Annotated in this window: 24 protein-coding genes and 1 pseudogene; 4 read left to right on the top strand and 21 right to left on the bottom strand. The window is 60.3% G+C overall.

Annotated elements, in window-relative coordinates:
* Positions 1-10 precede the first annotated feature (10 nt).
* From G9Q84_RS17830 to ubiE, 12 genes and pseudogenes are all read right to left on the bottom strand, one after another.
* Positions 11-1,918 carry a methyl-accepting chemotaxis protein gene (locus G9Q84_RS17830; RefSeq protein ID WP_181643797.1) on the bottom strand — a complete coding sequence of 636 codons (1,908 nt, stop codon included), beginning with the start codon at positions 1,916-1,918 and terminating at the stop codon, positions 11-13.
* A 144-nt stretch (positions 1,919-2,062) separates the two neighbouring features.
* A complete protein-coding gene (locus G9Q84_RS29865; protein ID WP_371854030.1) occupies positions 2,063-2,776 on the bottom strand; it encodes a methyl-accepting chemotaxis protein in 714 nt (237 codons plus the stop codon).
* Between the two features lie 144 nt (positions 2,777-2,920).
* Positions 2,921-3,889: pseudogene (locus G9Q84_RS29860) on the bottom strand (methyl-accepting chemotaxis protein); the annotation flags it as partial.
* A 275-nt stretch (positions 3,890-4,164) separates the two neighbouring features.
* Entirely contained in the window at positions 4,165-4,872 is a 708-nt protein-coding gene (locus G9Q84_RS17820; RefSeq protein ID WP_099602006.1) for a 16S rRNA (uracil(1498)-N(3))-methyltransferase, read from the bottom strand.
* Entirely contained in the window at positions 4,869-5,660 is a 792-nt protein-coding gene (gene tatC, locus G9Q84_RS17815; protein ID WP_032890209.1) for a twin-arginine translocase subunit TatC, read from the bottom strand. The genes G9Q84_RS17820 and tatC overlap by 4 nt, the downstream gene beginning before the upstream one ends.
* Positions 5,657-6,067, bottom strand: coding sequence for a Sec-independent protein translocase protein TatB (tatB, locus tag G9Q84_RS17810; protein ID WP_095186135.1), 411 nt, complete (start codon positions 6,065-6,067; stop codon positions 5,657-5,659). Before tatB ends, tatC begins: the two co-directional genes overlap by 4 nt.
* A gap of 10 nt (positions 6,068-6,077) precedes the next feature.
* A complete protein-coding gene (locus tag G9Q84_RS17805; RefSeq protein WP_032890214.1) occupies positions 6,078-6,356 on the bottom strand; it encodes a twin-arginine translocase TatA/TatE family subunit in 279 nt (92 codons plus the stop codon).
* Positions 6,357-6,382: 26 nt separating this feature from the next.
* Positions 6,383-6,715, bottom strand: coding sequence for a phosphoribosyl-ATP diphosphatase (locus G9Q84_RS17800; RefSeq protein ID WP_003209299.1), 333 nt, complete (start codon positions 6,713-6,715; stop codon positions 6,383-6,385).
* A gap of 2 nt (positions 6,716-6,717) precedes the next feature.
* Entirely contained in the window at positions 6,718-7,110 is a 393-nt protein-coding gene (gene hisI, locus G9Q84_RS17795) for a phosphoribosyl-AMP cyclohydrolase (protein ID WP_032890216.1), read from the bottom strand.
* A gap of 41 nt (positions 7,111-7,151) precedes the next feature.
* Entirely contained in the window at positions 7,152-8,756 is a 1,605-nt protein-coding gene (gene ubiB, locus G9Q84_RS17790) for a ubiquinone biosynthesis regulatory protein kinase UbiB (RefSeq protein WP_181643796.1), read from the bottom strand.
* The gene (locus G9Q84_RS17785; protein ID WP_095186134.1) at positions 8,753-9,376 is read right to left on the bottom strand and encodes a ubiquinone biosynthesis accessory factor UbiJ; all 624 of its coding nucleotides are present in this window, start codon (positions 9,374-9,376) and stop codon (positions 8,753-8,755) included. Before G9Q84_RS17785 ends, ubiB begins: the two co-directional genes overlap by 4 nt.
* A complete protein-coding gene (gene ubiE / locus G9Q84_RS17780; protein ID WP_003171186.1) occupies positions 9,376-10,146 on the bottom strand; it encodes a bifunctional demethylmenaquinone methyltransferase/2-methoxy-6-polyprenyl-1,4-benzoquinol methylase UbiE in 771 nt (256 codons plus the stop codon). The genes G9Q84_RS17785 and ubiE overlap by 1 nt, the downstream gene beginning before the upstream one ends.
* Before the next feature lie 144 nt (positions 10,147-10,290).
* On the opposite strand from ubiE, the gene G9Q84_RS17775 reads away from it, so the two are divergent.
* The 3 genes from G9Q84_RS17775 to G9Q84_RS17765 all read left to right on the top strand — a co-directional run bounded on the left by G9Q84_RS17775 (position 10,291) and on the right by G9Q84_RS17765 (position 12,053).
* Complete coding sequence (locus tag G9Q84_RS17775; protein ID WP_181643795.1) at positions 10,291-10,566, top strand: polyhydroxyalkanoic acid system family protein; 276 nt, start codon at positions 10,291-10,293, stop codon at positions 10,564-10,566.
* 104 nt (positions 10,567-10,670) lie between these two features.
* Entirely contained in the window at positions 10,671-11,093 is a 423-nt protein-coding gene (locus tag G9Q84_RS17770) for a phasin family protein (protein ID WP_032890224.1), read from the top strand.
* A gap of 12 nt (positions 11,094-11,105) precedes the next feature.
* The gene (locus tag G9Q84_RS17765; RefSeq protein ID WP_181643794.1) at positions 11,106-12,053 is read left to right on the top strand and encodes a phasin family protein; all 948 of its coding nucleotides are present in this window, start codon (positions 11,106-11,108) and stop codon (positions 12,051-12,053) included.
* A gap of 70 nt (positions 12,054-12,123) precedes the next feature.
* Here the strand turns inward: G9Q84_RS17765 and G9Q84_RS17760 are convergent, their stop codons facing one another.
* The 6 genes from G9Q84_RS17760 to G9Q84_RS17735 form a co-directional block, all read right to left on the bottom strand.
* The gene (locus G9Q84_RS17760; RefSeq protein WP_032890229.1) at positions 12,124-12,645 is read right to left on the bottom strand and encodes a fimbrial protein; all 522 of its coding nucleotides are present in this window, start codon (positions 12,643-12,645) and stop codon (positions 12,124-12,126) included.
* Between the two features lie 18 nt (positions 12,646-12,663).
* The gene (locus G9Q84_RS17755) at positions 12,664-13,611 is read right to left on the bottom strand and encodes a fimbrial protein (RefSeq protein ID WP_181643793.1); all 948 of its coding nucleotides are present in this window, start codon (positions 13,609-13,611) and stop codon (positions 12,664-12,666) included.
* Positions 13,612-13,613: 2 nt separating this feature from the next.
* Positions 13,614-16,214 (bottom strand): fimbria/pilus outer membrane usher protein, encoded by a 2,601-nt coding sequence (locus tag G9Q84_RS17750; protein WP_181643792.1) that lies wholly within the window; start codon positions 16,212-16,214, stop codon positions 13,614-13,616.
* 158 nt (positions 16,215-16,372) lie between these two features.
* Positions 16,373-17,137, bottom strand: a complete 765-nt coding sequence (locus tag G9Q84_RS17745) for a fimbrial biogenesis chaperone (RefSeq protein ID WP_179179634.1) — start codon at positions 17,135-17,137, stop codon at positions 16,373-16,375.
* A gap of 8 nt (positions 17,138-17,145) precedes the next feature.
* The gene (locus tag G9Q84_RS17740; protein WP_401380827.1) at positions 17,146-17,913 is read right to left on the bottom strand and encodes a fimbrial biogenesis chaperone; all 768 of its coding nucleotides are present in this window, start codon (positions 17,911-17,913) and stop codon (positions 17,146-17,148) included.
* A 101-nt stretch (positions 17,914-18,014) separates the two neighbouring features.
* Entirely contained in the window at positions 18,015-18,596 is a 582-nt protein-coding gene (locus G9Q84_RS17735; protein WP_032890638.1) for a fimbrial protein, read from the bottom strand.
* A 336-nt stretch (positions 18,597-18,932) separates the two neighbouring features.
* Between G9Q84_RS17735 and G9Q84_RS17730 the strand changes: the two genes are divergently transcribed.
* Positions 18,933-19,628 (top strand): response regulator transcription factor, encoded by a 696-nt coding sequence (locus tag G9Q84_RS17730; RefSeq protein WP_032890237.1) that lies wholly within the window; start codon positions 18,933-18,935, stop codon positions 19,626-19,628.
* Positions 19,629-19,635: 7 nt separating this feature from the next.
* On the opposite strand, the gene G9Q84_RS17725 is transcribed toward G9Q84_RS17730, so the two are convergent.
* The 3 genes from G9Q84_RS17725 to phaZ form a co-directional block, all read right to left on the bottom strand.
* On the bottom strand, positions 19,636-20,256 hold the full coding sequence (locus G9Q84_RS17725; RefSeq protein ID WP_032890239.1) for a TetR/AcrR family transcriptional regulator: 621 nt from the start codon (positions 20,254-20,256) through the stop codon (positions 19,636-19,638).
* 27 nt (positions 20,257-20,283) lie between these two features.
* Positions 20,284-21,966 carry a class II poly(R)-hydroxyalkanoic acid synthase gene (gene phaC / locus G9Q84_RS17720; protein WP_032890241.1) on the bottom strand — a complete coding sequence of 561 codons (1,683 nt, stop codon included), beginning with the start codon at positions 21,964-21,966 and terminating at the stop codon, positions 20,284-20,286.
* A gap of 88 nt (positions 21,967-22,054) precedes the next feature.
* Complete coding sequence (phaZ, locus tag G9Q84_RS17715; protein WP_032890243.1) at positions 22,055-22,900, bottom strand: poly(3-hydroxyalkanoate) depolymerase; 846 nt, start codon at positions 22,898-22,900, stop codon at positions 22,055-22,057.
* Positions 22,901-22,977 lie beyond the last annotated feature (77 nt).

Here is a 22,977-nt window from a genome sequence, read left to right as displayed (position 1 = left end):
ACCGGGAGGTTCATATCTTGAACCTCCCTACGCACTGCTGCAGATCCGTTCCCAGTCGCGCCAACTCGATACTCGCCGCCGCCGTCTGTTCGCTGGCGGCAGCGGTTTGCTCCGAGGCATCGCGGACCTTCAAGACGCTGCGATTGATCTCTTCGGCCACCGCGCTTTGCTCCTCGGCCGCTGCGGCAATCTGCGGGTTCATTTCCTGGATGATGGCCACGGTGCGGGCGATCTCCGTCAGGGCGTCCCCGGCGTTGCGAGTCAGGCCGACGCTGTTGTCGGTCAGCGTGCGGCTGTAGTCCATGATGTCGGCCGCCTGTTGGGTGCCCCTGTGCAGGCCACCAATCAACTCTTCGATTTCTTCGGCGGACTGCTGGGTCCGCCGGGCGAGGCTGCGCACTTCATCGGCGACCACGGCGAAGCCCTGGCCTGCCTCACCGGCCCGTGCGGCTTCAATCGCGGCATTGAGCGCCAGCAGGTTGGTCTGCTGCGACACGGACTTGATTACGTCCAGCACGCTGCCGATTTTCTGGCTTTCCCGTTGCAGCCCCAACATGGCTTCGCTTGAGCGAGCCATCTCATGGGCCAGGTGTTCAATTTGTGCCACGGCATCCGTGACCACCTGATCGCCCAGTTCAGCCTGCTGATTGGCCTGGCCGGCGGCAATCGATGCTTGCTCGGCGTGGCGCGCCACTTCCTGGGCGGTGGCCAGCATCTGGTTCATGGCCGTCGCCACCTGCTCGGTTTCATCGCGCTGATTATTCACCCCGGCGCGGGTTTGCTCAGTGACGGCAGAGAGCTCTTCGGCGGCGCTGGCGATTTGCCGTGCGTTGTCGCTGATGTTGCCAACCAACCCCCGCAGGTTCAGCGTCATTTGGCTCATGCTGCGTTGCAACTGGCCCAGCTCATCGCGGCGCTGTGACTGCACTTCGTTGCTCAGATCACCCTCGGCAATGCGGTTGGCCACCATGAGCGCCTTGCGCAGCGGGTGCACGATTTGTCCGGCAATCACCCAGGCGGCCAAGGCGCCGAAGAGCACCGCGGCAGCCGCAATACCCAAGGTCTGGATGCGGGCTTGGTCGGCTTCTCTGTCGCGTCGTTGGGTCTGATCCTGGCTCAAGAGGTCACTCTGCGCGAGCAACTGATCCAACTGCTGCTCCAACTGGTTATGGCTACTTTCGGTCGTGAGTTGGGTGTCTTTAAGGCGGGTCAGCTGGGTGCGGATACTGATCACGGCGTTTTTCATCGCGTCACTGTCGACCGCCAGTTTGGCCACTTCAGCCTGGGCGAGTTCGAGGCTGCGTTCTGCGTCAACCACGGCTTGTCCATACGCATCCAGCGAACTTGAAGCCCAAGCCGGGCTCTTGGCACGGTCCTCGGCCTGTTCCATGGCCTGGCGTAGGTTTTCGACGGCATCCAGGGCTTTTTCATCTTCCTGATCAGGCAAGTCGCTAGCCAGTTGTGCCAGAACATCGCCGGCCCGCGTGGTGCTCTGTGTCAGCTGTTCCCGGGCACTTTCGCGTTTTTCCACCAGCGCGGGCACGCCCTTGAGTGTGGATTTGAACGTGGCAGACATCCGCGTCATCTCCTGCAGATATTGAATGGCTTTCGGCACCTTAAGTCGGTTGGACAGCTCCGCCAGGGCCTTGTCGACTTTCTCCATACTCGCGCTCAATCGACTGAGGCTTTCGGCGTCGTCCAGGGTGCGATAGAGGATTCTGTCGGTGCGCAGTTCTTCGCCAGCCACCGCCAGTTGTGCCAGCACGCTCAGCGTTTGTGATCGGTAAAGGGACGCCGCTAATGCTTGCCAGCCGGTCACGGCAATGACAAGGCTCAGGGCCAGTACCAGGGCAAAGCCCAGGGCCAATTTGAGGGTGACACTGGCGTTACCCAGCAGGTGAGTCATTCGACGAAGCATGATTAACCTCCGACAAGTGCGTGAGCACACTGAACTGACCTGAACGCTAGTGTCTTTGAAGATCGGGAGGGGCTGATAAACGTGTAGGAAGTTTCATAGATTGCAGGCGGCGACCCAGGACAGGTCGCCGCGCGGGGAGGGAGGTCAGACTCGGAAGCGACCCACCAGTGCTTGCAGATGCGTGCCCAGGCGCGCCAGTTCGGTGCTCGACGCGGCGGTTTCTTCACTGGCCGCAGCCGTCTGCTCCGAGACATCGCGCACGTTCAGCACGCTGCGGTTGATCTCTTCCGCCACAGCGCTTTGCTGTTCGGCGGCGGTGGCGATCTGGGAGTTCATCGTCTGGATAGTCGAGACCGTGCGGGTGATGTTCTCCAATGCGCTGCCGGCACGGCGGGTCAGCTCGACGCTGCTGTCGGTGAGGCTGCGACTGTTGTCCATGATGGTCGCCACCTGTTGGGTGCCGCTCTGCAGGCCGGCAATCAGCTCTTCGATCTCTTCGGTGGACTTCTGCGTGCGCTGGGCCAGGCTACGCACTTCATCGGCCACCACCGCGAAGCCACGTCCGGCTTCACCGGCGCGGGCGGCTTCGATTGCGGCGTTGAGGGCCAGCAGGTTGGTTTGCTGGGCCACGGATTTGATCACGTCGAGCACGCTGCCGATCTTGTCGCTTTCCCGTTTAAGGTCGCCCATGGCGACTGTGGAATTGCCGACCTCAGTGGCCAGGCGCTCGATCTGGGCGATGGCTTCACCGACCACCTTGTCGCCTTCGCGGGCCTGCTGGTCAGCCGCTGCGGCGGCCTCAGAGGCTTCTTCGGCGTTGCGCGCGACTTCCTGCACGGTCGCGGCCATCTCGTTCATGGCGGTGGCTACTTGGTCGGTCTCGACCTTCTGGCTGTTGACCCCGGCGCTGGTCTGTTCGGTGACAGCCGACAGTTGCTCGGCAGCGCTGGCGATCTGGGTCACGCCCTCGCTGATGCCGCCGATCAACTCGCGCAAGCCCACGGTCATGCTCTGCATAGCCCTCTGCAACTGCCCCAGCTCGTCCTGACGTAAAGACGTCAGGTTGTGGCTCAGGTCACCCGAGGCGACGCGCTCGGCGACCTTGAGTGTTTGGTCCAGCGGGATAATGATTTGGCGGGTGATCGCCCAGGCCGCCACCAGACCAAAGATCAACGCCAGCACAGTTGCCAGCAGCAACAGGGACTTGGCTTGCGCGGCATCGGTGTCGCGCACCACGGTTTGGGAGAGGGTCAGTTTGTCGCTGTGGCCGAGCAACAGATCGCCTTGATCGCTCATGGTTTTAAGGGCTGCAGCGCTGGCCACCTGCGAGTCGCGGTACTGGCTGACAGCGGCGCGGTAGGCTTGCAGCGAGACGCTGGCCTGTTGCAGGTTGGTCGAATATTGCTCAGGCAGTTGGCCGTTGAGGCTGGTGATTTTCTTCAGGGCATTGTCGATGGCATCCAGTGCGGGTTGCTCGGCTTCGACCTTGCCGCTGTAGGTATAGCCGCGCACTTGGAAGCGCGCCTGCTGTATCAGTTTGCTCGCTTCCACCACAGTGTTGAACTGGGTGACGCTGTCGCCTTGCAGCAGGGCCTTCTCGATCTCATTGATCTTGAGCACCGCGTTGTCAGCGGTATCTCCCAGCTTGCTGCGGGCGTTTTCACGGTTGGCGCTGGCTTGCACCATGTCGCCGAATGCGCGCTTGTACTGGTCCACGGCGGCCAACTGTTCATCGACCAGGGCCGCGTCGGCGGGTTGTTCAATTAGGTTGCGGGCTTTATTCAGGCCGCTATTGAGCTTGTCCAGCAATTCGCTGACCGCGCCTGGGCCTTGTTCGCCATGGCGCAATTCATAGTCCCGGCGAGCCAGGCGCAGGTCCTTGGTCAATCCATTGAGGCTGGAGATAAAGCCCAGCTTGTCACCGCGACTGATCACATCGCCCAGGCCGGTCCAGCCGGTGAAGGTGATCATCAGTGTGAGTAGTAACACCAGGCCGAAACCTACGCCCAACTTGGTTTTGACGCTGACATTCCCCAGCTTTTCGGCTAACCAACGATACATGCTGCGAACTCCCCTGGAACAAGGCTTGGACTTATTCAGGAGTTATCGGCCTGCGCCCGGGATTCTGTAGCGACGCAGCTCTAATGGCGGGGGCTTGCGCCCGATAGGGGGATCGGTCGATATATTTATCAGCTGACAAACCGTCATCGGGGGCGAGCCCCTCTCACAAGGGGACAGCGCCGTTGTTAGAAGAGGCGGGCGAGCAGGGCGGTGACGGCGGTTTCAACCCGTAGGATCCGTGCGCCGAGTTGTACCGGCTGCAAGCCAGCCTTGGCCAATAGGTCCACTTCGTAGGGGATCCAGCCGCCTTCCGGGCCGATGGCCAGGGTAACCGGCTCATCCAGCCCACGGGGGCAAGCTGGGTAATCGCCTGGATGGCCGATCAGGCCAAGGGTGCCTTCGGTCATGGCCGGCAGGCGGTCTTCGACGAATGGCTTGAAGCGCTTTTCGATGATGATCTCGGGCAGCACCGTGTCCCGCGCCTGTTCCAGGCCAAGGATCAGTTGCTCGCGTATCGCCTCGGGCTCCAGGAACGGGGTCTGCCAGAAGCTCTTTTCCACTCGGTAACTATTGACCAGCACCACCTTCGGCACGCCCATGGCAGCAACGGTTTGCAGCACCCGGCGCAGCATTTTCGGGCGGGGAAGGGCCAGTAGCAAGGTCAGGGGCAGCTTGGCTGGAGGCGGTTGGTCGAAGCTCACTTGCAGCTCGGCTTCGCTGGCTTCCAGACGCAACAATTGCGCGACGCCCATCAACCCGCCGATGCGCCCCACGCGTAGGCTGTCGCCTACGGCGGCGCGGTGGACCTCCTGCATATGCACCAGGCGTCGATCGCGCAGGATCACCCGGTCGGCCGCAATAAAGTCGGCCTCTTCAAGCAGCAGCAGGTTCACGGCTGGGTCGCTGGCGGCTGTTCGTCGTCGACGGGTTGGTCATCCGGGTGATCGCCACGCTTGCTGATCAAACCGCTGAACAGGATGCCGATCTCGAACAGCATCCACATCGGCACGGCCAGCAGGGTCTGGGAGAAGATGTCCGGCGGCGTCAGGATCATGCCGACCACGAAGCAACCGATGATCACGTACGGGCGGATCTTCTTCAGGTAGGCCACGTTGACCACGCCGATCCACACCAGCAGCACCACGGCCACCGGGATTTCGAAGGCCACGCCAAAGGCGAAGAACAGCGTCATCACGAAGTCGAGGTAGCTGGTGATGTCGGTCATCATCTCCACGCCGGCCGGAGTAGCAGCGGCGAAGAACTTGAAGATCAACGGAAATACCAGGAAGTACGCGAACGCCATGCCGGTGTAGAACAGCAGGATGCTCGATACCAGCAACGGCACCGCGATGCGCTTCTCGTGCTTGTACAGGCCCGGCGCGATAAAGCCCCAGATCTGATGCAGGATCACCGGGATCGCCAGGAACAGCGAAACCATCATCGTCAGTTTCAACGGCGTGAGGAACGGCGATGAAACATCCGTGGCGATCATCGTCGCGCCGGCCGGCAGGTACTGGCGCAGCGGCGTGGAGACGAAGGTATAGATCTGCTGGGTAAAGGCGAACAGCCCGGCAAAGATGATGAAGATGGCCGCTACGCAACGCAGCAGGCGCGTACGCAGCTCGGTGAGGTGCGAGACCAGCGGCATGTGCTGGTCGTTTTCCGGTTTATCAGCGCTCATGGGGCTCGCGGCGGCAATGTAGGGTCATGGGGCGCGGGCGACGCAACGGGCGTCGGCGCAGGCTCGGTTGGCGCGGTAGGCGTCGGGGCGGCGGGCGTAGGCTCAACCGCTGGCGCAATGCTGTGCTCGGCCACAGGCTCCACCGGCTTGGCGGGCTCCTGGACAGGGGACAAAATCTTCCGTGCTTCCTGCTCCAACGACAGAATGTGCTCGTTGTGCAGTTGGCGGCGGATCTCGTCGGCGCCGATTTCCCGTTCAACTTCCTGTTTGATCGCGTTGAAACTGCGTTTCAGGCGCCCGATCCACAGGCCGGCCGTGCGCGCGGCACCGGGCAGGCGTTCCGGCCCCAGTACCAACAGGGCCACGAGGCCGACGAGCAGCAGTTCAGAGAAGCTGATACCAAACATTATTCAGTGCTCACGAGTCTTTGCGGGTCGGCTCTTCGACTTTCTCAGCCTGCACGTCGAAGGTGCGACGCTCGGTGATCGGCTGGGCGGCCTGCGGGTGCACAGGCTGGACCGGCGGTACGGGATTGGCGGCGGGGTCGGCAGGCTTTTCGTCGTCGTTCATGGCTTTACGAAAGCCCTTGATCGACTCGCCCACGTCGGTGCCCAGGTTCTTGAGTTTCTTGGTGCCGAACACCAGTACCACGACCACCAGAATGACGATCCAGTGTTTCCAGTCAAAAATGCCCATGCTGCAAATCCTCTAGTCTTAGTTATTCAAGCGGACGGGCGCGAGGCCTTTTCGGCATGCCCGGACAAGCCGAAGCGACGGTCCAGTTCGTCCAGCACTGCCTGTGGATGCTGCCCCAGTTGGGCGAGCATGACCAGGCTATGGAACCACAAGTCGGCGGTCTCATAGATGACATCGCTGCAGTCGCCGCTGATTTGCGCATCCTTGGCGGCGATGATGGTCTCGACGGATTCTTCGCCGAGCTTTTCCAGAATTTTGTTCAGCCCCTTGTGGTACAGGCTGGCGACGTAGGAGCTGTCGGCGTCCGCACCTTTGCGGTCTTCCAGCACCTGGGCCACGCGGTTCAGGGTATCGCTCATGGTCAGTGTCCTGCGGAATAAATGGCGTGCGGGTCTTTGAGCACCGGTTCGACGGTTTTCCACTCGCCGTTCTCGAACACGCGATAGAAGCAACTGTGACGGCCGGTGTGGCAGGCGATATCGCCGATCTGCTCGACCTTGAGGATCACCACGTCGGCGTCGCAGTCGATGCGCATCTCGTGCAGGGTCTGCACGTGCCCGGACTCTTCGCCCTTGCGCCACAGTTTGCCACGGGAACGTGACCAGTAAATGGCACGCTGCTCAGTGGCGGTGAGGCTCAGGGCCTCGCGGTTCATCCACGCCATCATCAGCACGCGCCCGGTCTTGTAGTCCTGGGCAATGGCCGGCACCAGGCCGTCACTGTCCCACTTGATCTCGTCCAGCCAGTCTTTCATGTTCGGCTCCGGCAATTTGCGACAGTGTATAACCGGATTGGCTATCGACGCACGATCAGATAAACACCCACGGCGACCATGATCCCCGCAGGCCAGTGGCCCAGTTGATTCAACGGCCCACCAATGGCCAGCATCACACCGCCCACCAGGTGCGCGGCGCCGAGCAGGCGCAGGAACCAGTCATCCTTGCGCTTGCGCCACGGCGGTTCCGGGTCCTTGGCATGGGGCTGGGACATGCGCTCAAGCAAGTCGCGAGTCATGTTGGCCAGGTGCGGCAGTTGTTCCATTTGGCTGTGCAGGTTACCCAACACGGTTTTCGGGCTCATGCGCTCGCGCATCCAGCGTTCGAGGAACGGCTGGGCGGTGTTCCACAGGTCGAGGTCCGGGTACAACTGACGGCCCAGGCCTTCGATGTTGAGCAAGGTTTTTTGCAGCAGTACCAACTGCGGCTGCACTTCCATATTGAAGCGCCGCGCGGTCTGGAACAGGCGCATCAGCACCTGACCAAAGGAGATGTCTTTTAACGGTTTCTCAAAGATCGGTTCGCACACGGTGCGGATCGCTGCTTCGAATTCGTTGAGTTTGGTTTCCGCCGGCACCCAGCCTGAGTCGATGTGCAACTGCGCCACGCGGCGGTAGTCACGCTTGAAGAAGGCGAACAGGTTGCGCGCCAGGTAGTCCTGGTCTTCCGGGGTAAGGCTGCCGACGATGCCGCAGTCGATCGCGATGTACTGCGGGCTCCACGGGTTGACGGTGCTGACGAAGATGTTGCCCGGGTGCATGTCGGCGTGGAAGAAGCTATCGCGGAACACTTGGGTGAAGAAGATCTCCACACCGCGTTCGGCGAGCATCTTCATATCGGTGCGCTGGTCGGCCAGGGTGGCGAGGTCGGTGACCTGCACGCCGTAGATGCGCTCCATCACCAGCACTTTCGGGCGGCACCAGTTCCAATACACTTGCGGCACGTACAGCAGCTGCGAGCCCTCGAAGTTGCGCTTGAGTTGGCTGGCGTTGGCGGCTTCGCGCAGCAGGTCGAGTTCGTCGTAGATGGTTTTTTCGTAGTCGGCGACCACGTCCACCGGGTGCAGCAGGCGCGCGTCGGCAGAGAAACGTTCGGCAGCGCGGGCGAGGATGAACAACCACGCGAGGTCCTGACCGATGATCGGCTTCAGGCCTGGGCGAATGACCTTCACGACCACTTCTTCGCCAGTCTTGAGCTGCGCCGCGTGGACTTGTGCCACGGAGGCCGAGGCCAGCGGCTCGACGTCGAAGCGGGTGAAGACCTCGCTGATCTTCTTGCCCAACTGTTCTTCGATCAGTTTCATCGACTGCTGTGAATCGAACGGCGGTACGCGGTCCTGCAACAGCATCAATTCGTCGGCGATGTCTTCGGGCAGCAGATCGCGGCGCGTCGAGAGGATCTGCCCGAACTTGATGAAGATCGGCCCCAAATCCTGAAGCGCCAGACGCAGACGCGCACCGCGGTTCAGCTCCAGTTGCTTGCGCGGAAACCAGCGCCACGGCAGCACATAGCGCACCGCCAGCAGAAACCACGGCAAGGGTAGGGCGAACAGCAAGTCATCGAGGCGGTAGCGGATTACGACGCGCTGGATACGAAACAAACGGCGGACGGCGAGCAGCTTCATGCGTTATCGCTTGGATCAAGGGAACGGCTCAGGCGCTCGAAGCGCGCCTCAAGGCGTTCCAGGTCGATTTTGGCCTTGTCGAGTTCGCGAAAGCGCGCTTGCGCTTCCTGCTGCCCGACCAGGGTGCGCGATTCTTCGCTCAGGTATTCGGCGAGGTTCTGGTTGAGGCTGGCAAACCCTTGCTGGTACCAGCGCGTGCGGCTGCGCAGGTGCCCGCTTATCAACTGGGTGGCCACGGGGCCGATCCAGCGGGACAGCTCGTATTCCCAGTCCAGCTCCAGGTCTTGCAGCACGGCGGCCAAGTCCATCAGCACCGCGCTGTCGCCTTCCAGCGCCACTTCAGGGCTGTGCAGGATGGCGGTCTTGTTGCGGCTCAGGGCCAGGTGCAACAGGCTCGACGCCGGCGCGCGCAGAGTGCAGTCGGCTTCGGCGGCCCATTGGCTGGCCAGCAGCAGGCCTTCGTCGCTGGGCAAGATAAAAAGCTGCAAGGCGGGGCTGGTGCAGTCGACGGCAATGACCTTGCCCTCTAAATGCGCGAGCCGCGCCAAGGCGGTACTGTCCAGGCGCAGCACACGGTTGAGGCCGTGTTCGACGCTGGCGAGCAGGCCTGCGAGCAGCATCAGGGCTTGATGCCGCGGTGCAGGGCGACGATACCCGAGGTCATGTTGTGGTAGGTCACACGGTCGAAACCGGCTTCTACCATCATCGACTTCAGGGTTTCCTGGTCAGGGTGCATGCGGATCGATTCGGCCAGGTAGCGGTAGCTTTCGGCGTCATTGGTGATCAGCTTGCCCATCAATGGCATGAAGGCGAAGGAGTAGGTGTCGTAGACCTTGGACATCAGCGCATTGGTCGGCTTGGAGAACTCCAGCACCAACAGGCGGCCGCCCGGTTTGAGGACGCGCAGCATCGAGCGGATCGCGTCTTCCTTGTGGGTCACGTTGCGCAGGCCGAAGGCGATGGTCACGCAGTCAAAATGGTTGTCGGGGAACGGCAGCTTTTCAGCGTCGGCCTGGACGAATTCGATATTGCCGGCCACACCCTTGTCGAGCAGGCGGTCACGGCCAACCTTGAGCATCGAACCGTTGATGTCTGCCAGCACGACCTGACCGGTCGGCCCGACGAGCTTGGAGAACTTGGCGGCCAGGTCGCCGGTGCCACCGGCGATGTCCAGCACACGGTTGCCGGTGCGCACACCCGACAACTCGATAGTGAAGCGCTTCCACAGGCGGTGCATACCGCCGGAGAGCACGTCGTTCATCAGGTCGTACTTGGCGGCGACGGAGTGGAACACCTCAGCGACTTTTTCCGCTTTTTGGCTTTCCGGAACGTTCTTGAAGCCGAAGTGAGTGGTGGGTTCGGCATCGCTGCCTTTGCGCTGATCAGTCATATCGCTGTCACCAAAAGAGAATGCGGGACATGATAATCCCCAAGGCTTGCTTTGTCTTGGCAAGGCTGCAGGTAAGATAGGTGGTCACCGAGGCCTTTTGCCGCAGCGAAGGTATTCAAATCCCTATAAAGAGGAGTCATTGCAATGGCCCGTATAACCGTTGAGCGTGCACATTCCCTGGGTAAAGAAGGCGCACGGGCAAAGGCCGAGAAGTTGGCGCACAAACTCAAGGAGCAATATGGGCTTGAGCCGTCGTGGTCCGGCGATACCTTGAACCTCAAGCGCTCCGGGGTTAAAGGAACAGTATTAGTGGCGGATGATTCGCTGCGTATTGATGTGGAGTTGGGGCTGTTGATGTCGGCCATGAGTGGCACGATCAAGTCTGAAATCGAGAAAGCCTTGGATAAAGCATTGGTCTGATCGATTGTTCTTAGGGTGCCGATTCTAATTTTTCCTCCTACTTTGTGCCCAAGCCCTCAACTCCTGCGGGCCGTTCCTCCACCCTATTCTGCGTGAGGTGCACCATGGCCAAAGTTATCTTGAAGAAAAAAATCGACGTACAGACCGGCGCCCTGACTGACGTTAAAACCTACGCCCGCAAGATCTGGCTTGCAGGACTCGGTGCTTATGCCAAGGTCGGTAGCGAGGGCAGCGAGTACTTCAAAGAGCTCGTAAAGAGCGGTCAACATGTTGAAAGTAAAGGTAAAAAAGTTGCAGTTGAACAACTTGATGCCGCCAACAGTCAGATTGACCAAGTAAAGAGCAATGTCTCCGCTGTCAAAGGTCTGGTAGAAGTTCAGCTGGATAAAGTTGAAAAAGCTTTTGACACTCGTGTTGCAAGTGCCTTGAATCGAATCGGCATTGCGTCTAAACATGACGTGGAGACACTCTCTGCTAAGCTCGAAGAGCTGACGGCATTGCTCGAACGTGTCGCGCGTAAACACTAAGGAGACATCGGGATGGCTGTTAAAAAGACTACTCAGAAAGAAGGCAGCTCGTGGGTCGGGAAAGTTGAAGAATATTCCCGCAAAATCTGGCTCGCTGGTTTAGGTGTGTACTCGAAGATCGACAGTGACGGCAGCAAACTCTTCGAGACCCTGGTTAAAGACGGCGAGAAGGCCGAGAAGTTGACCAAGAGCACCGTTGGCAAACAAGTTAATGCCGCTAAGGCGACTGCCGGTTCGCGCATCAGTGATGCGAAGAAGCAGGTGCTGGGTACCTGGAGTGAACTTGAAGGGGCGCTGGATACACGTCTTAACAAGGCGATTTCGCGACTGGGCGTGCCGAGCCGTACTGAAGTCAAGGCACTGCACACCAAGGTCGATACCCTGACCCGGCAGATCGAGAAACTCACCGGCGCCAAAGTAGCTCCGGTGAAAACCGCAGCCGCGAAACCGGCTGCCAAGCCAGCGGCTAAAACCGCTGCGGCCAAACCGGCCGCGAAAAGCGCTGCCAAGCCGCTGGTGAAAGCCGCCGCCAAACCTGCTGCCAAGGCGCCGGCAAAAGCTACCGCAAAAACGGCTGCCAAACCTGCCGCCAAAACCGCCGCCGCTAAACCAGCCGCTAAATCAGTGGCCGCCAAAGCCGCTGCCAAGCCAGCAGCGAAAGCAGCCGCCAAACCGGCCGCCAAGGCCGCTGCCAAACCTGCGACCAAGCCAGCGGCTAAAACCGCTGCGGCCAAACCCGCAGCCAAGCCTGTTGCGGCAAAACCAGCGGCCAAACCTGCTGCGGCGAAGAAGCCCGCCGCTGCCAAAAAACCAGCAGCGACCAAGCCAGCCGTTGCGGCCAAACCTGCTACCGCGACGACGCCAACCGCTTCATCAGCCAACTCGGTTGCAGCACCGACGCCAGCTGCCGTGAGCCCGACTGCAACGCCGGTTACCCCGACGCCATCCAGTCAGTCCTGATTTTTCCGGGACTCATAAAAATGCCCGGCCTGAGAAGGTCGGGTTTTTTTTGCGTGTGTTTACGCCTTCATCAGTTGTAAGTGATGGAAACGGTGACAGCACTTTCCAGGGTGCCTGCTGAAATGGCGGCTCCTGTTTTGCGGTACGACGCATTCATCGGTAGCAGCGCTTTTCCGCCACTTGTGGCGATCTGTCGCGTGCGCTGGGCGACAGTGCCGTTGGCGGGGATGTACGCGACGTTTCGGTGGGACAGCGAGAGTGCCGTTCCGCCTGAGGTTCCCGTGTTGGCGAAAAGTACGCCGTTGCCGGTGGACGGAGTGCCCGCGAACAGAAAGAACACATTTTTAATGTCCGACTCACACTCGGCGGTGATCTCGAACTCCGCTGTGCCCGTTTCTTCAGATAAATCAAAGTCAGACACTTTGATGGCTGGCAGGGTGATGGTGCGTGTCACATCGCCAGCGGCCAGGTTGCAGGTGCCGGCGTTGACCTGGCCGGTGAAGCGCAACGTGCCGGTGGTCGCAGCCTGAACCGCGTTCGCGGCCAGGCTGGCGGAGATCGCCAGCAGCAAGGGTAGGGCTCGAATGCTCATTTCATAGTCCTCAGGGTTTTAGTTATAAGTGATGTTGACGATGGCCGTGCTGTCGAGCGTGCCTTGGCTGATCGTGCCGTTTTTGTGGTACGCAGCGCCGAGCGGCAGGACTGCTCGGTTGCCGGAAACCGTCACCGTGCGAGCACCGTCGGCCCCATTGGGGATGATGTTCTGGACACCTCCGTTGAGGCGTGAATACAGCCACACCGCCACGCCACGCGCAGTGCCTGTATTGGCGAACAGTCGGTCGTTGCCGGGCGCGGGTGTGCCGGAAAACCGAAAGGTCACATTGGATGCGTTGGTGCAGGTGGCGGTGAGCTCGAAATTACGTTCGCCGGTGTAGGTCGCGTTTTGAAGTGTGCTCACTTTGATGGGGTCGAGCGCGATCGTGCGGTTGACGTCGCCGGTCGCGAGGTCGCAGGTGGCGGCGGGTCTTATAAAACGCACCGCATTGCCGAGCCGCAGGGTAAACATTTCTGGACGTCTATCTCTTCTTTCTACCCAAATGTTTCCGGCTGGCACCAGCCCGTCTGTTACAGGCCCGATTTTGTAGAACTTCAGCTCTGCAGCTGTGAAGCTGGGGCTCACGATGGATGGGTGGGCTGTTCCTTGCTGATTATGCAGTGCATAGAAATTGGTGATTCTCCTGGCATCCGTGATGCGCAGGCGCACCCCTACCCCCGCTACTTCGGTGCGATAGATGGGTGAGTACGTCGGATCTAGTGTCTGGTATCGTCCCGTGACCGCTGTAAACAGGGAGTAACAGTTGGCGAAAAAAGCGGGTGCTGTGCCACTGAATGCACGACTGATGATTTCCCCGCCCAGAGGGAGGCTGTCCGGAACGGTGATAGTGGCAGGGAGGTTAAGGGTGAGTGTGCTGTTCATGTACCTGTCACATGCCGCATGAGCCACGATTGGCAGGCTGAACAACAGTAGTGTGGACATCAATTTAACTGAGTGCTTCATCTTCAACTCCGCGATGAGAGGGAGTGGGCGAGTACATTGGCGGGTGGCTGCACGACGAGGTCCGCGATCGTTTCACACGTGCCGGCGCCCAATTGCGTCAAGCGTGAAGTCTCCCTGCTGGACATATCTGCTGGCAGTTCGTAGCGAAGGTGGCACGCCGCCGATGCTGCTTTTCCCCACTTGACCGTCAACTCCCCGTGGGTACGAGACACGCGAACAAATGCCTTACCGCCTTGCCCGACCACCCCTACGCTGGCGCCGTCTTCATCGAAGACATCGGCACCGAACGGTAATGGGCTGCCATCTTCGCGCACTGCCGTGATCAGCAAGGCCTGGCCGCTGACCGTCTCGAACTCCAGCTTCACCACCGAACCGGCACGGGGAGCGACGTTCTGGGCGGCGGTCTTGAGTTCCACGTCTACGGAAAGGTCTTTGGGGTCCAGCTCCACCACGTTCTGGCGGTAAGGAGTGAGGTTTGGCACCACGGCATAACCGCTCTTGCCGACCTGCGCGCTGTGGTTACCGTTGATCCGTGCACCCTGTGCGTCAGGTGCCTGGACGATGCCAATGGTGTCGCCCAGTTCCGGGGCAAAGGTCACGCCGCCCGCGTGGGCGACGATGCCACCGGTCATGCCGAATGAAGTGGCGCGGTAGTCGCTGCTCTGGCCATAACCGGCCGACAGCACGCCGTGACTGGCCTGGTATTTCACGTCGGCGCTCGTGCTGTTACCGCTGCCGTGAGTCCGACTGGCAGCCAGCCCGTAGCTGAGTTCGTTGCGTTCGCCCAGGTTGCCGCCGACGGTCACACGTTCCCCACTGCTGTGGTCGCCGCGATAGGCCGTGGTGGTCAGGGTCGGGGACCGTGCGCCGCTGCCCAGTGGCAGGCTCAAGGTCAGGTCCACTTGCTTGTCGACACGGTCACTGAGCAAGTCCCGGGTGCGTTGTGCGCTGACTGTGTAATGAAGGCCCTTCCAGGCCCCGCTGTACCCGGCGGTTAAGGTCAGGTTGCCGCTTGTGCGATTCCAATAGTTTTGCGAGGAGCCGGTGAGGTAGACCGAACCGTTGCCCAGGTTCTGGTTAAGGCTGATGTCCATCCTGTCGCGCAGGCGCGATACGTTTTCCAGGTTGAGTCCGTCGATGGCAAGGTCGCGAACCCGTGCCGCGTCGCCCAGGCTGAGGAAGCCTTCGGTGGAGTAACGGTAGGCACCGAGTGCGAAGTGAGTGCCGGTGGAGGCGAAGTTCTTGCTGTAGCGCAACTGCAGGCTTTGCCCTTCCCGCGAGCTATGCCCGGCCAGGTCGGCATTCGAGTGGGTCACGTCAACGGACAGCGCGCCCACTGGAGTGTTGAACGCAGCGCCCAGTAGCTGGGAGTTGTAATCCTGGCCCACTATCGTCCCGGTGTAGCCGGTCAGCACATTGCTGAGACCGTGCTGGTAGGTCGCTTGCATGACGTTGGGCGGGTGCCGAAGGCCGATTTCATCAAGCTGGCCGATGCTCAGCGCGTAGCGGCTATAACCGGGGCGCAACAGGTTGGCGTTGGCGGCGAAGGGCACAATGAACTCCCGCTTGCGGCCGTCCGCCTCGGTGATGGTAACGGTCAGGTCGCCGCCGTATCCGGTGGGGAATAAATCGTTGAGCACAAAAGGACCGGGCGCGACCGTCACCTCGTCCAGCAGCACGCCGCGCTGGCGCACGGTGACCCGTGCATTGGTCTCGGCAACGCCGCGCACCACCGGTGCAAAACCGGTCTGGGAGTCCGGTAGCATCCGATCATCGCTGAACAGGCTGGCGCCGCGCAGACGTACGCTGTCGAACAGCTCACCCGGCGTGTAGATTTCGCCCACCATCAATTGAGACTGCAGTGCGCTCACTTCACGCTGCACGTAGGTGCTGCTGCTCTGGTAGCCGGAGCCCACCGTCGACTGGCTGTAACTGCCGTTGTGACGCCAGTGCCATGCACCCAGGTTGAGCCCGGTGTTCAGACCCAGGTAATTGGAGCTGACCGACCTGCCGTTGGCCTGGGTCAGGAAGGTGTTGGCGTTGTAGCGCACGAAGGCGGCGTCGATACCGCCGTCCCAATGGTTGGGGTCGACATAACCACGGGCCTTGCGCGCCAGGTAGATCTGTGGAATCTGCAGGTCCAGGCGGTTTTCACCCGCGTCGAACCGGCTGCTGGCGCCGGGCAGGTAGCTGGAGATATCGGCACAGCTGGACAATGCCGACTCGGCGGCGTCCTGTTCGATGGCGTCCATGTCGACACCGACCCTCATGAGCGCCTCCCGCTCCAGGCACAGTTGAGCCGTGTCTTGCCCTTCCATGGCGCTGAATGTCAGGGACTCGCGTCCGCTCCACTGGCCATTGAGGTAAACGTCCGAGCGGTAGGTGCCGGGCAGGACGACGTTGCCTTGACTGAACTTTGCAAGATCGATCTGCAAGCCGTTCGCCCCGTCGGGGAAAAAGGCCGGGTTGAATATCACCTGCTCGGCACCCTGTGCACCTGCGGCGTGGGCACCTCCAAGCAACAAGAGGCTACGGGTTATCAACGTCAATCGATGAGGACACAGGGGCCAGTTTTTGGTCCTGGCGGGTTTTTTCGAACGCATGGATACCGTCCACAGGAATAGGTGTTGTCCGAATTGCGGCAAAGCGCGTCCCTGCCCCGACGGACGGGCACTGAACGGACATGTTTGATTCTCAAGAAGGCCGAAGGGGCGGACTGAAGAGACGCTGAGCAGGCCCTGGCGTCGCTATGGCGTGGCGGTCATGACGACACCTTGGCGCTGTGCGAAATCGTGAGACCGAAGTCGTCGAGGGTCTGGAATTCGACGGTCGTCTCGCTCGCAGGTAATGCCTTGAACCCTGTCAGTTGGAAGTGGTTGCGGCCGTGGGGCGAAACCATGTTGTCGGCGCTCGATGCCGCGGGTTCTCGGGCATGGCGCTGCCCCTTCGCGATGACCTCGATCTTGTCGAAGCTCACGTAATAGGGCGTCGGGTTATACACTTCCAGCATCACGCCGCGCTCGGTTGTCACGCTGCGCCACTGCAGCTTTGCGGGCGCAGCCTCAACCGCGGAGGGCAGGTCGGGTGGCCGGAAAAAAACCTTGATCCGGGTGCGGAAGGCGAGTTGCAACTGGTTGTTCTGCCCAGCGCTCGGGGCCTGAGAAGGCACTTCCAGCACGTTGAACCAGTACAGGCTTTCCTGTACCGATGGCAGCGTTTCGCCGGTGTATGCCAGGCGCACCACGTGTTGCTTGCCCGGCTCAATGCGAAAGATCGGCGGTGTGACAACGAACGGTATGTCGTCCACATCCGGCGTCGAGTACTCGTCGCCTTTGTCCAGCCACACTTGCATCAGGACGGGCGCCTGATTCTTGCTCTCGAGCCTTACCGTGACTTCCTTGTCCTGCTGCGGATAAACAATCCGTGTGCTATTGATCACGACACTCGCCTGCGCCATGGGCGGACTGAGCAGTGCGAGCGCCGCTGCGAACCTGGTTAAGCAGCGCGAAATCGAAGTTGCTTTCATACGACGGGTTATCCTGCGGACGACAGTGCGACGCCAGCGGAGTGACGCACCCGGGCGCCGAAATCGCTGACGGTGGTGAATTCGACTTCGGGCTTGTCGTGGGGGCGATTACGCAGCAGCGGCAGCGCAAACAGTTTTACGTCACCGGCGGGCAGTAACAGTCCGTCGTTGGCCGCTTTGTTTGCGGCTTTACTGAAGCGCTTGCCCTCGCTCAGCAAGTCAACCGAGGCGATTGAAATATGGTACGGCGTGGGATTGGTGGCTTGCAGGGCGAAGCCATTGTCATGGGGTACCAGTTTCCATTGCAGTTTTGACGCGGCGCTGGCGATGGGATATGCCAGCCCTTGTGGGCGCAGGAACACCCGCAGGCGAGTACGGAACGACAATTCGATCTGGTTGTTTTGCGCGGCATCGGCGGAAAGCGGTGGTACTTCCAGTACGTTCAACCAGAACAGACTTTCGCGATCCTCGGGTAGCGGCTCACCGGAATAGCGCAGGCGCAAGGCATGCTGTTGATATGGCTCGATACGAAACAATGGCGGCGTCAGGGTGAACGGGGTCTGCGCAGTCGCCGGCGTTGAATGTCGATCACCGGTATCCAGCCAGGCCTGCACCAGCGCCGGGCGGCTGCCCTTGTTTTCCAGCCGCACAACGACTTCCTGTTGTTCTGCGGGGTAGATCACGCGCGTGCCATGGACAATCACGCCCGCCTGTGTGCTGAGCGCGTGCAGCGATATCAGCCCAAAAGCGCAGGTGGCGAGGGCGCGGCGAGCCATTCGTTTAATCATCTGAAGTCTCTTCGAGGCTGGAAGTGGACCTGCGCGGCGATGGCAGGTCCTGGGCGTACAAGGTCTGTGGGTACAGACGTGTCCACCTCTTACTCGGCGTATTCGATCAGGAAGCCGACGCGGGTTTTAACCGTGCCTTCGGTGGCGGCACCGCTGGCATACAGCTGCGCTGCCAGTGGAATAATCGCCTGGTTGTCGACGATCACCACGCCCTCCGATTTCTCGGTGTAGACATTGATCGGGGAGCCATCACGATTGGTTACTTCTACCTGTACGTTCTTGGCATTGGTGGTGTCGGAAGGATCATCGTGGCCGTCGATGTTCAAGCGGCCGGTGGCCACGTCAATGGCCGGGCTGGTTGGGTCGAAAGCCACCATGGCGGTACGGCCATTGGTGCAACTGCCTTCGCCAGGCCCGCCAATGCGAATGGTGAAACCCGTCAGGTTGGCGCGACTACCCGCCGTCGCCAAGCGAGAGGCAGAGACGCCACCCAGGTTAACGTCTTTGACGACGGCGCCTGTGCCAGGTGCTGCGCCCTCGACGGTGCAGGTCACATCGGTCACCAGGCCGGTGAAATTGATAACGCCATCGTTGGCGGCGAATGCCGGCTGTGACAGTGCCGCAGTCAAAGCGAGTACTGCCGCAACAGGGGAAAGAGCGGTGATTTTCATGGTCATCCCAGTCGTGAATTTGTAAAAGAAGCCCGCCGCAGGTTAAGGCGTGACGCCTGAAGTGTGTTTCGAGTTCTACTCGAATGGCGGAAGGCATAATTTGTCTGGGAGTGCGAACTTCATCTATAGAAAAGTGCTGAGTTTTATTTCGTAATTATTCGAAAACTTTTTAGCTTAAGACTTTTCTGTAGGACTAATGTTTTTCTGTAGGAGCGTGCTGAAGGACTTGCGCTTATTGCCCCGTAGTATTGATGCCTGCCTGTAACTGGGTATACCGTAATTGCAGCACGCGTATTCAAAGGTGCGGTGTTGTATTTACTTATGCGGGTTTTTTGTATGCCTACTTCTATGCCCACTACGTACACCGTCATGCTTTTAGATGACCATGAGATGGTTCGGCAGGGAATTGAGCTGGGCTTGAGCGCTGCGCCTGACCTTGATGTGATCGGCTCTTTCGGCACGGCTGGGGAACTGCTGGAAGCGCTTACTCGGCGACCTCCGAACGTTGTGGTCATGGACTTTGTCCTGGCGCCATCGGACAGCGACGGCCTCAGCCTGATCCAGGCCCTGAGCAGGCGCTTCAGCCAGTGCAGGCCACTGATCGTGTGTTCGCATTACACGCCTGCCACGGTTTCATTGTCTTTGAAGGCAGGATGTTGGGGGGTACTGGGCAAGACCCAGAACTTGACCGAACTGGTGACGGCAATTCGAACGGTTGCTCAAGGCCGGATTTACTTGAAGCCGTGTATGGTGCCCGCACTGCAGGGTATGCAATCAATACTTGATGTTCTCAATATGAAATCGAGAGTGGAGCCTTCAACTTCGTTGCAAATGAACGCTTGCCTAACACCTAAAGAGCAGGAAGTGTTGCGGTGTTTTCTCGATGGTATGACGGTAAATTCAATTGCTGCGAAGTTTTCGCGTAGTGCAAGTACCATCAGCACGCAGAAGCAATCGGCGTATCGCAAGTTGGGCATTAGCAGTGACAGCGAACTCTTCAAGTTCAGTTACCAGTTCGGCGAGCCGGGATGACGGCCCGTCAAACGGGCTCATCCAAATAACGCAGCGCCAACCGCTCCGTCGTCAGCCGTGTCGGCAATAGCAGGTGCGGCGCTACCAGCATCATGATCTGGTACACCACGACCCGTATCTCGCCTTCGCGATCAAGTATCCGCTGGTAATCCAGGGAAAACAGCAAGGTCATGGTGATCTGTTCCACCAATTGCCCCAGTGCCTGCGTGTCACTGACCACTTGCCCCGCTGCCTTCAATCGCGCCAGCAATGATGCCAGGGTACGTTTGAGCGCTGTAAGCAGGTTGCGAATGCCTTTGGCAAGCTTCGGTAGGCGTCCGGCCAAGTTGGACAAGTCCTGGAACAGAAACCGGTAGTGGGCCATTCGCTCGACAATCAGGTGCAGGAACAGCCAGTAATCCTCAGCCTTCAATTGTGCGTCTGCGGGCGGATCAAGCAACGGCGCCAGCTCACCTTGAAAACGCTCAAAAAGCCCAATGATCAGCGGCTCCTTGCCATGGAAGTGGTAGTAGAGGTTGCCGGGACTGATCCCCATTTCATTGGCCACCTCCATGGTTGATACATTCGGCTCGCCCTTTTGGTTGAACAACTGCAGGGCGCATTCAAGGATACGGTCGCGGGTCTTCATCCAGTCTTCTTAATGTGATCGTTGAGCTCAGCGCACTCGCACATAGGTGCCCGGCGCCGCTTCCATCGGTGGGTAATTCTGGTTGCCCAGAGCCGTGAGGGTTTCGCGTTGCACGCCCGAGCGCTGCTGGATCCACTCCAGCCATTGCGGCCACCAACTGCCCTCGACATGGTTGGCGTCGTAGTACCAGGCGCGTGGGTCGCTGCTCAGTTTCTGGTTCTCGACGTAGTTGGCCTTGGGGTTGCCCGGAGGGTTGAGGATGCTCTGGATATGCCCGCTGTTGGACAGCACGAAGCGCCGCTCGCCGCCCAGCAGTTGTGTGGAGCGATACACCGCGTCCCATGGCGTAATGTGGTCGTTGATGCCGGCCACGCTGAAGCTGTCCACGGTGACCTTTTGCAAGTCAATGGGCGTGCCGCACACCTCCAGGCCGCCGGGATGGCTCAGCGGGTTGTGCTTGAAGAAGTCCAGCAGGTCGCCATGCAGCGCGGCGGGCAGGCGCGTGTTGTCGTTGTTCCAGTACAGGATGTCGAAGGCCGGCGGTTCCTTGCCCAACAGGTAGTTGTTGATCCAGTAATTCCAGATCAGGTCATTGGGGCGCATCCAGGCGAAGACCTTGGCCATGTCGCGCCCATCCAGCACTCCCTCTTGATAGGAGCGGCGTTTGGCGGCTTCCAGGGTTTGCTCGTCGGCGAACAGGGTGGCGGGGCTGTCGATCTGGCTGTCCAGCAGGCTCACCAGGTAGCTGGCGCTGGAGATGCGGCGTAGCTGACGCTTGGCCTGCAAGTGGCCTTGCAAGGCGGCGATGGTCAGGCCGCCGGCGCAGGCACCCATCAGGTTGACTTCTCGGGCGCCGGTGATTGCCCGGCATACGTTAAGCGCTTCCTCCAGCGCCGCAACGTAGGTGGACAGGCCCCACTCGCGGTGGCGCACATCCGGGTTGCGCCAGCTGACCATAAAGGTCTGCAGTCCGTTTTTGAGCGCGTACTGCACAAAGCTGTTGGCCGGGCTCAAGTCGAAAATGTAGTACTTGTTGATCTGCGGCGGCACGATCAGCAGTGGCTTGGCGTACTGTTTTTCGCTCATGGGCTTGTACTGGATCAGCTCCAGCAGCTCATTGCGAAACACCACCGAGCCAGGGGTGGTGGCAACCGTCTTGCCAACTTCGAACGCGTGCTTGCTCACTTGGCGTGGCAAACCGTTGTTGTGCAGCAGGTCTTCGAACAAATTGGCCACACCGCGCACCACGCTGTTGCCGCCGGAGTTGAGCAACTCTTTGACGGCCAGCGGGTTGAGCAGGGTGTTGGAGGGGGAGACGGCATCGTTGAGCAGGGAGAAGGCGAAGTGTGCGCGGGCCCGGTCATCGGCGCTCAGGGCGCTGTCGTCGATCCAGTGACGTGTCTGCTTCTGCCAGCTCAAATAGGCTTGCAGACTTCGACGGTAGAGCGGGTTGAGCTTCCAGGTGGGATCGCTGAAGCGGCTGTCATGGGGGTTGGGCTCGTGCACGGTCTCGCCCAACAGCACCCGACCCAACTGGCCGCTCAAGGCCCAGGCATGCCGGGCGGTGTGCACCGGGTTGCGCAAGCTGTGAGCGGCGACGCTGCGCAAGGTCGAGAGCAAGTCCCTGCCCCTGAGGCCGGTGATCGCATTTTGCGCATTGATGAACGCAGCAGGGGTAGGCGCCGGGTTCGTCACGGGTCTTTCTCGCATGAGCCAACACTCCTTCGTCTAGCCATCAAACAGGCACGCCAATTCAGAACCATAGTCGGTTCCTGGCAAGTTGCGCGGCGTTGCGTCCTTACACCGCCGGGCGTGGATGAATCACTGCACGCATTCGCTCCTCTTCCAAGAACTTCATGATGATCGGCGCCACGGCTTCGGCCCGGGTGATCAAGAACAGGTGGCCGTCATCGATGATGTGCAATTGCGCATTTGGGATGCGCCAAGCCAGCATGCGCATATTGATCAAGGGGATCAGCGGGTCGTCGTCCCCCGCCAGCACCAGGGTGGGCTGGCGGATCTTGTGCAGCCAATGGATGCTGGTCCAGCCCAGCCCGGCGAACAACTGCCAGTAGTAACCGAGTTTGCCGGCAGATCGCACCTTGCTCGCATGTTCGGCGGCGAGGTTCGAGTCGCGGCGGAAAGAACCGCCATAAATCATCGGCGCGATACGCACCACATGGGACGGTTGGATGTAGCGGCGTGGGCTTGCCATCAGCCACAAAACCTTGGGCTTACCCGGCACCATCACTGCGCCAGCCGCCGTGGCTGCCAGGATCAGTTTCTTGCAGCGCTCCGGGTAGTCGTAGGCAAACTGTTGCGCCAGCGCACCACCCCAGGACACGCCTACGGCGTTGACCTGGCCGTAGTCGAGATAGTCGAGCATGCGCGCGGTGAGCTTGGCCAGGCCGGGAAAACGATAGGGCCGCTTGGGGGTAGATGAGCCGCCGACGCCTGGCACATCGAATGCAATCACCTCCAGGTCCGGGTCCAGGGCCTGGACGAACGGAAACACCAACTCAAGGTTGGCGCCGATGCCGTTGAAGATCAGCAGCGGCGTCAAGTGAGGCTTGCCCGGGCGCACCGCCGTGCGGATGGTCTGGCCATCCAGGTCGATGGTGCGGAAGATGAACGGTTGCGGCATGCTCAAGCCCTGTGAGGTAGTCCGGTAGGTATTGGGTCAACGTGGGAGGGGGCTTGCTCCCGATAGCATCAACGCGG

The sequence above is a fragment of the Pseudomonas sivasensis genome (assembly GCF_013778505.1).
In the GTDB taxonomy this organism is placed as follows: domain Bacteria; phylum Pseudomonadota; class Gammaproteobacteria; order Pseudomonadales; family Pseudomonadaceae; genus Aquipseudomonas; species Aquipseudomonas sivasensis.
This window is presented reverse-complemented; position numbering and strand designations above follow the sequence as displayed.

Bases quoted from the DNA above. Each gene is read 5' to 3' on its own strand.
- G9Q84_RS17830 (WP_181643797.1), bottom strand. From the start codon at position 1,918: ATGCTTCGTCGAATGACTCACCTGCTGGGTAACGCCAGTGTCACCCTC.
- G9Q84_RS29865 (WP_371854030.1), bottom strand. From the start codon at position 2,776: ATGAACGAGATGGCCGCGACCGTGCAGGAAGTCGCGCGCAACGCCGAA.
- tatC (WP_032890209.1), bottom strand. From the start codon at position 5,660: ATGAGCGCTGATAAACCGGAAAACGACCAGCACATGCCGCTGGTCTCG.
- tatB (WP_095186135.1), bottom strand. From the start codon at position 6,067: ATGTTTGGTATCAGCTTCTCTGAACTGCTGCTCGTCGGCCTCGTGGCC.
- G9Q84_RS17805 (WP_032890214.1), bottom strand. From the start codon at position 6,356: ATGGGCATTTTTGACTGGAAACACTGGATCGTCATTCTGGTGGTCGTG.
- G9Q84_RS17800 (WP_003209299.1), bottom strand. From the start codon at position 6,715: ATGAGCGATACCCTGAACCGCGTGGCCCAGGTGCTGGAAGACCGCAAA.
- hisI (WP_032890216.1), bottom strand. From the start codon at position 7,110: ATGAAAGACTGGCTGGACGAGATCAAGTGGGACAGTGACGGCCTGGTG.
- ubiB (WP_181643796.1), bottom strand. From the start codon at position 8,756: ATGAAGCTGCTCGCCGTCCGCCGTTTGTTTCGTATCCAGCGCGTCGTA.
- G9Q84_RS17785 (WP_095186134.1), bottom strand. From the start codon at position 9,376: ATGCTGCTCGCAGGCCTGCTCGCCAGCGTCGAACACGGCCTCAACCGT.
- ubiE (WP_003171186.1), bottom strand. From the start codon at position 10,146: ATGACTGATCAGCGCAAAGGCAGCGATGCCGAACCCACCACTCACTTC.
- G9Q84_RS17775 (WP_181643795.1), top strand. From the start codon at position 10,291: ATGGCCCGTATAACCGTTGAGCGTGCACATTCCCTGGGTAAAGAAGGC.
- G9Q84_RS17770 (WP_032890224.1), top strand. From the start codon at position 10,671: ATGGCCAAAGTTATCTTGAAGAAAAAAATCGACGTACAGACCGGCGCC.
- G9Q84_RS17765 (WP_181643794.1), top strand. From the start codon at position 11,106: ATGGCTGTTAAAAAGACTACTCAGAAAGAAGGCAGCTCGTGGGTCGGG.
- G9Q84_RS17760 (WP_032890229.1), bottom strand. From the start codon at position 12,645: ATGAGCATTCGAGCCCTACCCTTGCTGCTGGCGATCTCCGCCAGCCTG.
- G9Q84_RS17755 (WP_181643793.1), bottom strand. From the start codon at position 13,611: ATGAAGCACTCAGTTAAATTGATGTCCACACTACTGTTGTTCAGCCTG.
- G9Q84_RS17750 (WP_181643792.1), bottom strand. From the start codon at position 16,214: ATGCGTTCGAAAAAACCCGCCAGGACCAAAAACTGGCCCCTGTGTCCT.
- G9Q84_RS17745 (WP_179179634.1), bottom strand. From the start codon at position 17,137: ATGAAAGCAACTTCGATTTCGCGCTGCTTAACCAGGTTCGCAGCGGCG.
- G9Q84_RS17740 (WP_401380827.1), bottom strand. From the start codon at position 17,913: ATGGCTCGCCGCGCCCTCGCCACCTGCGCTTTTGGGCTGATATCGCTG.
- G9Q84_RS17735 (WP_032890638.1), bottom strand. From the start codon at position 18,596: ATGAAAATCACCGCTCTTTCCCCTGTTGCGGCAGTACTCGCTTTGACT.
- G9Q84_RS17730 (WP_032890237.1), top strand. From the start codon at position 18,933: ATGCCTACTTCTATGCCCACTACGTACACCGTCATGCTTTTAGATGAC.
- G9Q84_RS17725 (WP_032890239.1), bottom strand. From the start codon at position 20,256: ATGAAGACCCGCGACCGTATCCTTGAATGCGCCCTGCAGTTGTTCAAC.
- phaC (WP_032890241.1), bottom strand. From the start codon at position 21,966: ATGCGAGAAAGACCCGTGACGAACCCGGCGCCTACCCCTGCTGCGTTC.
- phaZ (WP_032890243.1), bottom strand. From the start codon at position 22,900: ATGCCGCAACCGTTCATCTTCCGCACCATCGACCTGGATGGCCAGACC.